Genomic DNA, 13,776 nt, shown 5'->3' with positions numbered 1-13,776 from the left:
TGCGTGCCTCGTCACGTTCCGCGTCACGGGGGCCGTCGCGCATCGCTTCGTGTTCCGCATCACGCGCAGGGCCCGGCGCCGCCCGTTGCGCCCCCGAATGGCCGAAGCTGTCAGATGTGAGCACCTCCGCCCTTGTCCCTGTCCGCGCCCGCACCGCCGGTGACGCCGTCCCACCGCGCCCGCTTCATGTCGAGTCGTGGCAGATGGCCCTCCGCGCTGCGCGACGCCTCGCGCAGCGGGGTGCTCTCCTCGCGGTAGTGGTCCAGCGCCCTCAGTTCGTGACCGGGCAGCAGCGCCCCGTCTGCGCGTACCACGCGCCACCACGGCACCGCGGCCCCGTACAGCGCCATGACCCGGCCGACCTGGCGCGGGCCGCCGTCGCCCAGCCACTCGGCGACATCTCCGTACGTCATGACACGGCCGGGCGGAATCAGCTCGGCGACATCGAGCACTCGCTCCGCGTACTCCGGCAACTCGTCGATCGTCCGGTCGCCGCTCGTCCCGTCGCCGCTCGTCCGGTATTGGCTCATCCGGCCCATCCTGCCGTACGCCACCGACAGCCCGGCCCGGTCCGTGTGCGCCCCTTCACGGGGCGTGCGTGCGGGAGCAAAGGAGCGTATGTTGCGCTTCGCGTGTCCGCGCAGTGCACCCTGATGCCCTCCTCTGTCGCCGGGCCGTGCCACCATCGTGCGGGCGGTGACCGGTGATACGAGAACACGAAGACCAATCAGAGGCGACGAAGGAGCAGGGCGTGCAGCCACCGAAGGCGGCGGACGCCCCTGACACCGAGCCGTATCCGGACGCTTCGGACGGACCCGCCGAGAAGCCCGCTGCGGAGCAGGAAAAGTCCGGTGCGGAGCAGGGGGAGGTCCCCGAGCACCTGGTCGGCTCGACGCTCTCGTCCGCCGCGGCCGAACAGGCCGAACGTGTCTCGGGAGACGAGCCGCTGCTCGCCGCCCGGGTGCACCGACCCTCCGATCTCATGCGGCTCCTCATCGGGGTCCTGGCGATCATCGTCCTGCTCTCGGTCATCGCGTTCGCCCACGGCACGACCACCGGTCTCGAACAGGACATCAGCAAGGGAACCGGCCAGGCGCCCGACATCCTGATCAAGACCGGCGGTCTGGTCTCCAGCATCGCCGTGCTGCTCGTTCCGGTCGCGTTCGCCATCGAGCGGCTGATCAAACGCGACGGACTACGGATCGCGGACGGCGTGCTCGCCGCCGTACTGGCGCACGGCGTCACGCTCGCCACCGACCTCTGGGTGGCCAAGTCCGCCCCCGGCACCATTCAGGACGCCCTGACCCAGCCGCAGCCCGGTGACGGGCTCACCGATCCCGTACACGGCTATCTCGCCCCCGTGATCGCCTATATGACGGCGGTCGGGATGGCGAGACGGCCGCGCTGGCGGGTCGTGCTGTGGGTGGTGTTGCTGCTCGACGCGTTCGCCATGCTGGTCGGCGGATACACGACCCCGTTCTCGATCATCCTCACCGTGCTGATCGGCTGGACCGTGGCGTACGGCACGCTGTACGCGGTCGGCTCGCCGAACGTACGGCCTACCGGTCAGCATCTGATGGCCGGTCTGCGCCGTGTCGGCTTCCGCCCGGTCACCGCGATGCGCGCCGAGGACGCACCCGACTCCGGCGATCAGAGCGACCGCGGGCGCCGCTATCTGGTCACCCTGGAGGACGGGCCACCACTCGATGTGACGGTTGTCGACCGCGAGCAACAGGCCCAGGGCTTCTTCTACCGGGTGTGGCGCAGGCTCACTCTGCGCGGCATCACCCAGCGCCGCTCCATCCAGTCGCTGCGTCAGGCTCTGGAGCAGGAGGCGCTGCTCGCGTACGCGGCGATCGCCGCCGGGGCCAACGCACCCAAGCTGATCGCCACCTCCGAGCTCGGACCCGACGCCGTGATGCTGGTGTACGAGCACATCGGCGGCCGTTCCCTGGACGCGCTGGAGGACTCGGAGATCACCGACGAGCTGGTGCGCGGCGCCTGGCGCCAGGTGAAGGCGCTCCAGTCGCGGCGGATCGCGCACCGCAGGCTCACCGGCGACGCCATCCTGGTCGATCGTTCCCGCAAGGTGTTCGTCACCGATCTGCGCGGCGGCGAGATCGCGGCCGGTGATCTGGTCCTGCGGATGGATGTCGCTCAGCTGCTGACCACCACGGGTCTGCGGGTGGGCGCCGAGCGGGCCGTCGCCGGTGCTCTGGAGGTGCTCGGCCCCGATGCCGTCGCGGACTGTCTGCCGCTGCTCCAGCCGATCGCGCTGAGCCGCTCCACCCGGGCGACCCTGCGCCGGCTCGCCCGGGAGCGCTCGCAGCGCGAGCGCGAGGCGGTGCTCGATGCGTCGGACGCGGCCAAGCGTGCCAGGGTGCTCGAACACGGGGCGGCTCAGGAGACCTCCACCGCCGGTCCGGTGCCGGACCACAAGGCCGCCCGCAAGTCGCTGCGCAACCAGAAGCAGGCCGAGAAGCGGGCCATGGACGACGCGCTGGAAGAGGCGCGCGAGGAGGATCTGCTCTCCCAGATGCGGCAGCAGGTGCTGCTGATCCGGCCGCAGGCACCGGTCGAACCGGTACGGCTGGAGCGCATCAAGGCACGCACCCTGGTCAGCTGCATCGCCGGCGCCATCGCCGCGTACTTCCTCATCTCGCAGGTCACCCAGGCCGACTTCGGTGCGGTCGTCGAGCAGGCGGAGTGGGGCTGGGTGGCGGCCGCGGTCGGCTTCTCGGCCCTCAGCTATGTCGCGGCGGCGATGAGCCTGCTGGGCTTCGTGCCGGAGCGGGTGCCGTTCGGCAAGACCGTACTGGCACAGGTCGCCGGGTCCTTCGTGAAGATCGTCGCCCCGGCCGCGGTCGGCGGTGTGGCGCTGAACACCCGCTTCCTGCAGCGCGCCGGGGTGCGTCCGGGCCTCGCCGTGGCGAGTGTCGGCGCCTCGCAGTTGTTCGGTCTCGGCTGCCACATTCTGCTGCTGGCGGCGTTCGGCTATCTGACCGGTACCGAGAAGACCCCGTCTTCGCTCACTCCTTCCAGGACCGTGATCGCCGGGCTGCTGACGGTCGCGGTGCTGGTGCTGGTGGTGACGGCGGTTCCGTTCCTGCGGAAGTTCGTGGTGACGCGGGTGCGGTCGCTGTTCGCCGGAGTCGTGCCGCGCATGCTCGACGTGGTGCAGCGGCCGCAGAAGCTGCTGACGGGCATCGGCGGAATGCTGCTGCTGACCGGCCTGTTCGTGATGTGTCTGGACGCGTCGGTCCGGGCGTTCAGCGGCCCGGATGTGCCGCATCTCAGTTACGCGAGCATCGCGGTGGTCTTCCTGGCCGGTAACGCGCTGGGGTCGGCGGCGCCCACACCGGGCGGAATGGGCGCGGTCGAGGGCGCGCTGACGCTGGGGCTGATCGCGGTCGGCCTGCCGAAGGAGGTCGCGGCACCGGCCGTTCTGCTGTACCGACTGCTGACGCTGTGGCTGCCGGTGCTTCCCGGCTGGCTCTGCTTCAACCATCTGACCCGCAAGGGCGAGCTCTGACCCGCAAGGGCGAGCTGACGGTTTCTCAGCCGTAGCACGCGCCTGTCCGTAGGGCCGGTCGGGCGACCGGTGAGAGCCCCCGGCCACCCGCTTGGACCGGTGCCTCGTGCACGGGTCCGGTTCCCGCCGCACGATGGGGCCATGAGGACCTCCGCCCTGCGTGCCGCCGCTCTCGCCGCCGCCGTCACCGTGCTCCTTCCCATCACCGCCTGCTCGGAGAGCGGCACCAAGGACGACCCGGACGGGCCGCCGCGCTCTCCGGTTGCGGCGAATGCCGCCGAGGCGAGCAGCTCCGGCCAGCTCGCCTCCCAGAAGCTGACGTGGAAGCCCTGCCCGGCCCCGTCGCCGGCACAGGGCGGCGGAAACGCCCCGTCGCCCCTGCCCGGCGGCATCTCCTGGGAGTGTTCCTTCATGAAGGTCCCGCTCGACTACGCGAATCCGGGCGGCGAGACGATCGAGCTGGCACTCATCCGGGCCAGGGCCAAGAATCCGGACAAGCGGATCGGCTCCCTCATCTTCAACTTCGGCGGCCCCGGCGCTTCCGGCGTCGCCACCCTGCCCGCCTTCGGCAACGACTACGACAAGCTCCGCGCCGGCTACGACCTGGTCAGCTTCGACCCGCGCGGGGTCGGCCGCAGTGCGGGCGTGGAGTGCGAGACCGACCAGCAGCTCGACGCCCGCTACGAGACCGACGTCACTCCGGACGGCAGCGCCGAGGTGAATGCCTTCGTCAAGGACATCAAGACGTTCGCATCGGCCTGCAAGAAGAACTCCGGCAAGGAGCTCCCCTACGTCGGCACCACCAACGCCGCCCGCGACATGGATCTGATGCGTCAGGTGCTCGGAGACAAGAAGCTGTACTACTTCGGCATCTCGTACGGCACCGAACTGGGCGGCGTCTACGCCAACTTGTTCCCGAAGAACGTCGGCAGGTCGGTGCTGGACGGGGTGGTCGACCCGACCCTGGACTCCGAGCAGTCCTCGCTCGGCCAGGCCAAGGGGTTCCAGCTCGCGCTGGACAACTTCGCCAAGGACTGCGTGAACCGCGGCGGTGCCTGCAAGCTCCCCGGTTCCACCGGGAAGGAGGTCGAGCAGGGGATCTCCGGCCTTCTCACCCGGCTGGAGAAGAAGCCGCTCCCGGGGATCGGGTCCCGGCAGCTGACGGAGTCCCTGGCCATCACCGGCATCGCGGCCTCCCTCTACTCCAAGGAGACCTGGCCGTTGCTGGAGCAGGGAGTGGACGAGGCCGACGGCGGGAACGGCGCGCTGCTCCTCGCTCTCGCGGACTCGCTGAACGGCCGTGAGGCCGACGGTCGCTACGACAATTCGATGGCCGCCAACACCGCCATCAACTGCGCCGACTCCAAGCAGCGGTTCACCGCGGACCAGACCATCGCGAAGCTCCCGGAGTTCCAGTCCGCCTCGCCGGTCTTCGGTGACTATCTGGGCTGGGGCCTGTTGGCCTGCACCGGCTGGCCGGTGGCGGGCGTCTGGGAGACCCCGGACGTCAGCGCCCCGGGCGCGGCCCCCATCCTCGTCATCGGCAACACCGGCGACCCGGCGACCCCGTACGAGGGAGCGAAGGCGATGGCCGACGCGCTGGGCAAGGGCGTCGGTGTGCAGATGACGTACGAGGGTCAGGGGCACGGCGCGTACAACAGCGGCAATGCCTGTGTGCAGAAGGTCGTGGGCGACTATCTGCTGGAGGGCAAGGTTCCGGCGGCCGGGACGGTCTGCAAGTAATTCACCGTCTCGGACCGCCTAGCATGGGCGCACTTTCTGTACGTCGTATGTACAGGCACATCGGGGAGGGACGTACACGTGGTCGGACACGCACGCGCCGGGGCTCTGGCAGGCGCCGCCCTTCTGCTGACGGGGCTGCTCGCGGGCTGTGACGGGGGTACGGACGACAAGCCGGCCGACAGGACGGACCACAGTGCGGCGTCCTCGCCCGGCCGGTCGTCCGCCACGCCGGGCGGGCGGCCCGGCATGCCCGAACTGTCCACCGCTCTCACCTCCCAGCGGCCGGACTGGAACAGCTGCAAAGCCCCCGCGGGCGGCAGCGCACCCGGTGGCGACTGGCGGTGCGCGACGGTCAAGGTGCCGCTGGACTACGCGAAGCCGGACGGCGACACCATCGGGATCGCGTTGATCCGCAAGAAGGCCCGGGACGAAGGCCGGCGCCTCGGCGCGATGCTGTTCAACTTCGGCGGCCCGGGCGGTTCGGGCGTCTCGATACTGCCGCGCGCCGCCGGCTCGTACAAGAAGCTCAACGCCCGCTACGACCTGGTGAGCTTCGACCCACGTGGGGTCGCGGGCAGCGCAGGGGTGAACTGCCGTACCGACAAGGAGACGGAGGACGCCAGCCGGAAGGTCGACATGACTCCGGACACGGCGGCGGAGGAGGCGGCGTTCATGAAGGACGGCGCGGACTTCGGCGCCGGCTGCGAGCACCGCTCCGGCAAGGTCCTGCCGTACGTCGGCACGACGAACGCCGCCCGGGACATGGATCTGATCCGTGAGGTGCTCGGCGACAAGAAGCTCACCTACTTCGGCGTGTCGTACGGCACGGAACTCGGCGGCACCTACGCACACCTCTTCCCCAAGAACGTCGGCCGGACCGTCCTGGACGCCGTCGTCGACCCGACCGCGGACACGATCGGGCACGCCCGCAACCAGGCGACCGGCTTCCAGCGGGCGCTGGAGAACTACCTCAAGGACCGCGGCCAGGACCCGAAGGCCGGGACGCAGCGCATCGCCCGGCTGCTGGAACGGATCGACAAGAAGCCGCTGCCGACCGCCTCGGGCCGCGAGCTCAACGAGTCGCTGGCCATCACCGGCATCGTCATGCCGCTCTACTCCAAGAGCAACTGGCCGTATCTGACCCAGGCGCTGGACGAGGCCGAGAAGAGCGGCACCGGCAACATGCTGCTCCAGCTGGCCGACGCGTACAACGGCCGTGACGAGAAGGGGCACTACGACACCCAGAACCACTCGCAGCGTGCCATCTCCTGCGCGGACAGCAAGCTCCGGCCGACGGCGGCCGAGGCCAGGGCCATGCTGCCCGAGTTCCGGAAGCTGTCCCCGGTGTTCGGCCCGTTCCTGGCGTGGGACACGGCCGGCTGGTGTTCCGAGTGGCCGGTGAAGGGTGAGCACGAGAACCCGGAGGCAAGCGCTCCGGGCGCCGGTCCGATCCTGGTGGTCGGTACGACCGGTGACCCGGCGACGCCCTACGAGGGTGCGCGGAAGATGGCGGACGAGCTGGGCAAGGGCGTCGGCATCATGCTCACCAACAAGGGTGAGGGGCACGGCGCGTACGGCGAGAGCACGTGTGTGACGTCGACTGTGAACGCGTACTTCCTCGAGGGGAAGGTCCCGGCGGACGGCAAGACCTGCTCGTGACGCGGGACGTGTGCATGCCGAAGGGGCCGGTCCGCAGTGCGCGGACCGCCCCCTTCGGCATGCTGAGCGTTTAGTACACCGGCTTCTCGGGCTCGATCTGGTTGACCCAGCCGATCACGCCGCCGCCCACGTGCACCGCGTCGGCGAAGCCCGCCGACTTGAGGACCGCGAGGACCTCGGCGCTGCGGACACCGGTCTTGCAGTGCAGGACGATGCGCTTGTCCTGCGGGAGGTCCTGGAGGGCGTTGCCCATCAGGAACTCGTTCTTCGGGATCAGCCGGGCGCCGGGGATCGAGACGATCTCGAACTCGTTCGGCTCACGGACGTCGATGATCTCGATCTTCTCGTCCGCGTCGATCCACTCCTTGAGCTGCTTGGGAGTGATCGTGGAGCCGAGCGCCGCCTCCTGGGCCTCCTCGGACACGACGCCGCAGAAGGCCTCGTAGTCGATGAGCTCGGTGACGGTCGGGTTCTCGCCGCAGACCGCGCAGTCGGGGTCCTTGCGGACCTTGACCTGGCGGTACTGCATCTCCAGGGCGTCGTAGATCATCAGCCGGCCGACCAGCGGGTCGCCGATACCGGCGAGCAGCTTGATGGCCTCCGTGACCTGGATGGAACCGACCGAGGCGCAGAGCACCCCGAGCACGCCGCCCTCGGCGCAGGAGGGGACCATGCCCGGCGGGGGCGGCTCCGGGTAGAGGCAGCGGTAGCAGGGGCCGTGCTCGGACCAGAAGACGGACGCCTGGCCGTCGAACCGGTAGATCGAGCCCCAGATGTACGGCTTGTTCAGCAGTACGGCTGCGTCGTTGACCAGATAGCGGGTGGCGAAGTTGTCCGTGCCGTCCACGATCAGGTCGTACTGGGCGAAGATGTCCATCACGTTGTCGGCTTCGAGCCGCTCCTCGTGAAGGACCACATTCACGTACGGGTTGATGCCCAGCACCGAGTCCTTGGCGGACTCGGCCTTGGAGCGGCCGATGTCGGCCTGGCTGTGGATGATCTGGCGCTGCAGGTTCGACTCGTCGACCTCGTCGAACTCCACGATGCCGAGTGTGCCGACACCGGCGGCGGCCAGGTACATCAGGGCCGGCGAACCGAGACCGCCGGCGCCGACACAGAGCACCTTTGCGTTCTTCAGCCGCTTCTGTCCGTCCATCCCGACATCCGGGATGATCAGGTGGCGGGAGTACCTGCGGACCTCGTCGACGGTGAGCTCAGCAGCTGGCTCGACCAGGGGTGGCAGCGACACAGGGACCTCAACAATGCAGGTGGTCGGTTTCTACGTACTTCATCTACGTACGGTTGTTCTTGCCGTAACACTGCCACGCCCCTTCTCATTCCGAGATACCAGGTCCGATCCGCGAGACGATTTCGTCCCAGTACCTGGGCAGCGCCGCGAATGGGTCTGTTTGTCCGTGTTGGCTGTCCCGGTCCGTGAAGAAGATCGTGCCCGCGCCCTGCCAGCGGGCGATGCGCATGGCCTCTTCGAGGTGGGCGCGCGGAACGCCGTGGACGAAGTGCGCGAACCGCTCCGGCGGATAGGCGGCGGTCCACTCCGCCACCTGCGACCAGCGGTAGTCGGTCCACGGTCCGGAGAAGGTGACCAGCTGGTCGGCGGCCTCGGCGTAGCCCGGATGCGGATGGGTGCCCAGCCCCAGCACCAGCAGCCCGCGCTCCTCCCCGTGGTCGCCGTGTTCGAGAAGCGTGGCGAGTGTGCTGGTGAGACGGCGGACCGCCGGGAGGCCGGCACGCCCGGCCGGGCACCGGCCGAGATAGAAGCCGTCGACGCGGTACCAGTCGAGAAAGGACTGCGCGTCGGCGATCAGCTCGCCGAAGGAGCGGCTGCCGAAGGCCAGATCGAGGTGGCCGAGCAGCCGGCCGCCCGCGGCCCGGATGGAGTCCTGCGGGGCTTCGCCGTGCACGGCCCGCTCCCGCGCGTTGCGGAGCCGGCCCGCAGCCTCCAGACAGTGCGGGTCGGGGCGGGCGCCGGGGCCGTTGTCGATGTTGAGGACCGCCCAGTGCAGCGGGGTGCCGGGGCGGGTGAGCTCGGCCCATTCGGTGGGGGCGAGCAGCGGATGCGCGTAACCGGGGACGCCGAAGCCGAGCTGTTCGGCGCCGCTGGTCCGGCGGGCGGTCTCGGTGGGGGTCAGATACGGCACGCCGCCTCCATCCAGATGTCGGCGAGGGACTCCTCCAGATTGATCCGGGGGCGCCAGCCGAGCCGGTCCCTGGCGGTGCGGACGTCGGCCTGCTGCCAGGTCCCGCAGCCGTCCGGGTAGGGGGAGGGGGTCGCCGAGAGGTGCTCGATGACCGACTCGGTGGAGGTGCGCGGGGCGCCGATCGGCAGCCGGGGCGGGGGCGCGTCGAGTTCGTGGAGTGCGCCCGCGTATCCGGCGACCCTGGCGAGAACGGCGGCCGCGTCCCGGAGCCGCACGGCGCGGCCGGTGCCGATGTTGACGACGCCCTGCGCGGCGGAGAGCGAGGCGGCGTGCACGGCGCGCGCGACATCGCGTACGTCGACGAAGTCGCGCTGCACGCCGAGGCCGCTGAGCTTCAGCTCGCCGTCGCCGGACTGCATGGCCCGGCGCATCGCCTCGGCGAGCCTGCCGAGCGGGGAACCGGCCGGGGTGCCGGGGCCGACCGGGGAGAAGACCCGCAGCACGACCGCGTCGAGGCCGGAGCCGAGGACGAGTTCGGTGGCTGCGAGCTTGCTGACGCCGTACGGGCCGCCGGGGCGCGGAATTGCGTCCTCCGCGGTCGATGAGCCGGGCTGCGAGGGCCCGTACTCCGACGAACAGCCGACCTGGACGAGACGGGCCGTACAGCCGCTGCGCCGCATTGCCTCGCAGACGGTGGCGACGGCGACGGTGTTGTGGCGGGTCAGATCGCGGGCCCCGCCGCGGGTGGCGCCCGCGCAGTTGACGACGACTCCGGGGTGGACGGCGTCCAGGAAGCGGGTCAGCGCGCCGGGGCTGCCGCCGGCGAGGTCGAACCGTACGTCGGCGTCGTCGCCGCGGCCGAGCGCCGTGAGGTGCACGGCGGGGTCGGCGAGGAGGCGGTCGGCCACGAACCGGCCGAGGAATCCGTTGGCTCCGAGCAGCAGCACCCTCATCGCGCGCCCCCTCGGTGCCGACGGCGGGCTGCCGGTACGGGGGATTGGGGGGTCATGTCCGGTGTCTCCTTCAGGAAGTGTGGTGCGGTACGGGGGAAGGACCCGCAGCGTCGGCTCCGCGGGGGGCGTGCGGGTGGTTCGTATGTGGGGGTGGAGCGGTGGTGCGGCTTCGGTCGCGCGGGTTACGCGGTGGTGCGGGTTTTGTCGCCGGGTGTGGTGTGGGCGGATGCCCGGGAGAGGGCGACAGTGGCGCTGATCAGCAGCCCGAGCGCTGCTGCGCCACAGGCGACGGCGGGTACGGCTCCGGTGCCGGCCGCCATGACAAGTGCGTCGACGGGACGGGCGAGGAAGTGCAGACCGGGCAGCCGCCCGGCCAGGACCAGTGCGGGTGCCAGCGCTTCGAGGGCGCAGGCGACGGCGAGTCCGACGGCGGCGGGTTCCGGGAAGCCGTGCACGGTCAGCAGCCGGGCCAGCAGGAGCAGCACACCGAGCGCGGCCGCCCCGACGAAGGCGCCGCCGCCCCCGTACCCCAGACGCGCGACGTAGAGCAGCCCGGCGAGGACGCACAGGTGGAGTGCGACGGCTCCGAACAGCAGGGGGCGCACACCTGCGGCGAACTCCTCCAGTGCGCGACTGACGATGAGTTTGCGGTGTGCGTGTACGGAGAAGAGGTGCGCGCACCAAGCGGCCGGGGCGACGGAGAGGGCCAGCCCCAGCAGCGGTGCGGGGGTGAGCGTCCAGGGGCCTTCGGGGCCGCCGCTGAGTACCTGGTCGAGCAGCGCTTCGCCGTACAGGACATAGCCGAGGAGCCAGCAGCCGTACACATGGGCGGTGCCCGAGGACCGGCCTTCGGCGTGCAGGGGGCCGCTGCGCAGGCTGAGGGCGAGTCCGACAATGCCGACGAGCGCTCCGGTGAGGGCGATCGCAAGCCGTCCCTGGCCTCCGAGCGCCCCCTCGGTAAGCCTCAGTGCGCCGGCGGTCGCGATGCAGGCCGCGCCCGGCACCAGTGCGCGGAGCGACCAGGCGGCGCGCGTCTCGGTGTCGCGCTCCGCCGCGCGGAGCGCTGTTGCGGGCTCCCCCGCCACGGCTGGTACCCGGGCGAAGAGCTCCTCGGCGAGCGAGAAGACATCGCGGTGCCGGTAGCGGGCGGCGGCGCGGTCGGTGACGCCATGGGCTTCGAGCCCGGCGGCGATCTCCAGCGGATGGACGGCCCGCTCACACAGCTCGCGATGGCGGTGCATCAGCGATTTCACGGGGTCGGCGGGACCGCGGCGCGAGGCGTTGAGCTTGCGCACCGGAGCGGCGCGCGCGATCTCGGGGGCGCGGGGAGTCGCGGCCCCCTCTGCGGAGGTCTGCTCTGCGGGGACCTGCTCTGTGGCGGTGTCCTTTGCGGGGGCTTTCTCCGTGGCAGCTTTCTCTGTGGCTTTCGGTGCGGAGGCGGGCTCGGCGTCCGGTGCCGTAAGGGGACCAGCGTCGGCCGATACGTCACCGGCCTCGACGATCCGAGAAGCCTCGCTCCGAGCAGCATCGTCCGGCACGGCCACGGGCTCGCCCGCAGCTGCCGGGTCCGGGTTCGGCGGGCCCCACACCGGCTCCGAGATCTCGGCGGCGCGGGTCTCGGAGACGAGCGCCCGCGAGCGGAGGTCCCAACTTCCGCCGGTGGTCGGTGTGGCGGGTGCGTCGGACACCTCGGCCGGGCCGCCCATGGTGATTCCTCCGTGATCGTCGCCGACTGCGTCGGGCCGTCCCGGCCCGCCGCTGCGGCCCGGCCCGGCCGTCCCCTGTTGCTGTTCACACATCGCCGCCACCCGCTCCCCGAGCTCCCGCGCAGACGGTCCTGGGCTCGCCGGCCCAGCTGGGTGTGCGGTAGACCGCGCCTGCCTGGGCGGGGCCCGAGGCCGTCCACGGGCCCTGGACGTGCGCCTCGGGCGGAGTGGCGAACGGGCGCGGTTCGCCGTCGGCGTTCACCGTGTCGGCCTCCCTGCACACCGGGGCGTGCGAGATCAGCTCCAGGTAAATGCCGCGAAATGCCGCGAGGTTCTGTTCGACGGTGAAGAGTTCGAGCGCGCGGGCGCGCGCCGCCGCTCCGAGCCGCGCGCGGCGCTCGGGGTCGCGCAGCAGTGCGAGGCAGGCGTCGGCGAGCGCCCTGGGATTGCGCGGGGGCACCACGAGCCCGGTACCGCCGATGACTTCGACCACCGCGCCGACGTCCGTCGACACCGTGGCCCGTCCGCAGAACATCGCCTCGACGAGGCTGATGGGGAAGCCTTCGACAACGCTGGAGAGGACGACGACCCCGCCCGCCGCATAGGCCTCCGACAGATCCGGCACCTCGGCTCCGCCGATGTCCTCGAAGGAGACCGGGTTGTCGCCGACGGCGTGTGCGTCCGTGGCCTCGTCGGGGAACAGCTGGGCGGTGAGCGCCCGGCAGTGCGCGAGATAGGTGGCGCCTTCCGGGCCCTGCGCCGGAGCGCCGATGATCCGGAGCCGGGCGTCCGGTTCGGCCTTCCGCACCTCCGCGAAGGCGTGCAGCAGCGCGATCAGGTCCTTGGCGGGCTCGATCCGGCCGACCCAGACCAGCGTGTCGTCGGGACCGCTGTCGCCGCTCTCCCCCAGGGCCGTGAACCTGCCGGACTCCATGCCGGGGTGGACTGTGCGCAGCTTCTCGCGCTCGGCACCGCACCGTTCCTGCCAGCGGCGGGCATGGGTGTTGCCGGGGGTGACGATCGCGGCCTGCCGGTACACCTCGGTGGCGAGCCGTCCGTGGAAGTTGGAGAGCAGGGCGCGTACCGGCGTAGTCAGGGGGGTGTCAGCCGCTGCGAGGTAGTGCGCCCGCAGTTGCACGCCGTGCTCGGTGACCAGCAGCGGTACCCCGAAGAAGCGTTTGGCCAGCAGCCCCGGCAGCGCCGCGGCACCACCGGATGTGGCGTGGCAGAGGTCCACCGCGCCGAGGCTCTCCTCGTCGTACCAGTCGAGGGAGAGCGGGCGCAGTACCCGGTCGAGCTCCCGGGCGAAGGCGAGGAAGTCGGGGACGGTGGCGGTCTGGACGGTGCGCCCGGTGCCCGGGGCACGGCAGGCGGCTTCGAGCACGCGTACGGCGGTTTCGGAGCGGAGCGCCGCTGGGATCCCCCCGTGTTCGCGGGCCAGTTCGGCCAGTCCGTACAGGCCGTCCGTGAACTGCGCGTCCGCGACGCCGGCGGCCGTACGCCCTGTACGCCCGTCTTCGCTCCGTCCGCCGAAACCCGCGCCCCCGCCTGCGGCATCGTCCTCGCCGCTCGTCGCACCCGCCGTGCAGACGGAGGTCGCCAGAGCCGTGAAGTACGCCGTGAAGCGCTGTCGTTCGCGCCGCCCGTACGAGCGTCCGCCCCCGCCCGTGACCATCCGGGCGAGCAGCCCCTTGGAGGCGTGGGTGCCCAGGATGTCCTCGTCGGTCGTCCACAGCGGCGCCGTCCGCACCCGGCTGACCTGTAGTGGAAGCTGGACCCAGCCCTGCGCTTCCTGTTCGGCGGAGCGGCTGAGCGCGAAGAGATCGAACTCGTGCTGCGAGAGTCCGCGCACCAGACGGTCGCACCAGAGTCTGGACTCACCGGTCGCATACGGATAACCACCGTCGGTGAGGAGTCCGATCCGCACAAGCACACCCCCGATCTCCCTTGTGGTCGGCCGCCGCTGGAACGGCGACTCACAGCGGGACGACCGTAAGCGGATACGCCGGTGGCGCGACGGACGG

9 protein-coding genes are annotated in these 13,776 nt (G+C 71.0%); 3 read left to right on the top strand and 6 right to left on the bottom strand.

Going from position 1 to position 13,776, the window contains the following annotated elements:
* Nucleotides 1-110 precede the first annotated feature (110 nt).
* Nucleotides 111-530, bottom strand: coding sequence for an MGMT family protein (locus ACZ7IB_RS04255; protein ID WP_470909048.1), 420 nt, complete (start codon nucleotides 528-530; stop codon nucleotides 111-113).
* A gap of 221 nt (nucleotides 531-751) precedes the next feature.
* On the opposite strand from ACZ7IB_RS04255, the gene ACZ7IB_RS04250 reads away from it, so the two are divergent.
* From ACZ7IB_RS04250 to ACZ7IB_RS04240, 3 genes are all read left to right on the top strand, one after another.
* Nucleotides 752-3,532, top strand: coding sequence for a lysylphosphatidylglycerol synthase transmembrane domain-containing protein (locus ACZ7IB_RS04250; protein WP_470909046.1), 2,781 nt, complete (start codon nucleotides 752-754; stop codon nucleotides 3,530-3,532).
* Between the two features lie 141 nt (nucleotides 3,533-3,673).
* The gene (locus ACZ7IB_RS04245) at nucleotides 3,674-5,275 is read left to right on the top strand and encodes an alpha/beta hydrolase (protein WP_470909044.1); all 1,602 of its coding nucleotides are present in this window, start codon (nucleotides 3,674-3,676) and stop codon (nucleotides 5,273-5,275) included.
* A gap of 78 nt (nucleotides 5,276-5,353) precedes the next feature.
* Entirely contained in the window at nucleotides 5,354-6,934 is a 1,581-nt protein-coding gene (locus tag ACZ7IB_RS04240) for an alpha/beta hydrolase (RefSeq protein WP_470909043.1), read from the top strand.
* Nucleotides 6,935-7,004: 70 nt separating this feature from the next.
* On the opposite strand, the gene moeZ is transcribed toward ACZ7IB_RS04240, so the two are convergent.
* The 5 genes from moeZ to ACZ7IB_RS04215 form a co-directional block, all read right to left on the bottom strand.
* Nucleotides 7,005-8,183 (bottom strand): adenylyltransferase/sulfurtransferase MoeZ, encoded by a 1,179-nt coding sequence (moeZ, locus tag ACZ7IB_RS04235; protein ID WP_114246509.1) that lies wholly within the window; start codon nucleotides 8,181-8,183, stop codon nucleotides 7,005-7,007.
* A gap of 85 nt (nucleotides 8,184-8,268) precedes the next feature.
* Nucleotides 8,269-9,093 (bottom strand): spherulation-specific family 4 protein, encoded by an 825-nt coding sequence (locus tag ACZ7IB_RS04230; RefSeq protein ID WP_470909041.1) that lies wholly within the window; start codon nucleotides 9,091-9,093, stop codon nucleotides 8,269-8,271.
* Nucleotides 9,081-10,046 carry an NAD-dependent epimerase/dehydratase family protein gene (locus ACZ7IB_RS04225; protein ID WP_470909039.1) on the bottom strand — a complete coding sequence of 322 codons (966 nt, stop codon included), beginning with the start codon at nucleotides 10,044-10,046 and terminating at the stop codon, nucleotides 9,081-9,083. The genes ACZ7IB_RS04230 and ACZ7IB_RS04225 overlap by 13 nt, the downstream gene beginning before the upstream one ends.
* 182 nt (nucleotides 10,047-10,228) lie before the next feature.
* Nucleotides 10,229-11,752 carry a hypothetical protein gene (locus tag ACZ7IB_RS04220; RefSeq protein WP_470909037.1) on the bottom strand — a complete coding sequence of 508 codons (1,524 nt, stop codon included), beginning with the start codon at nucleotides 11,750-11,752 and terminating at the stop codon, nucleotides 10,229-10,231.
* Between the two features lie 85 nt (nucleotides 11,753-11,837).
* Nucleotides 11,838-13,679 carry a DUF3492 domain-containing protein gene (locus ACZ7IB_RS04215; protein ID WP_470909508.1) on the bottom strand — a complete coding sequence of 614 codons (1,842 nt, stop codon included), beginning with the start codon at nucleotides 13,677-13,679 and terminating at the stop codon, nucleotides 11,838-11,840.
* Between the last annotated feature and the right edge of the window lie 97 nt (nucleotides 13,680-13,776).

The sequence above is a fragment of the Streptomyces sp. NPDC037301 genome (assembly GCF_055602785.1).
This window is presented reverse-complemented; position numbering and strand designations above follow the sequence as displayed.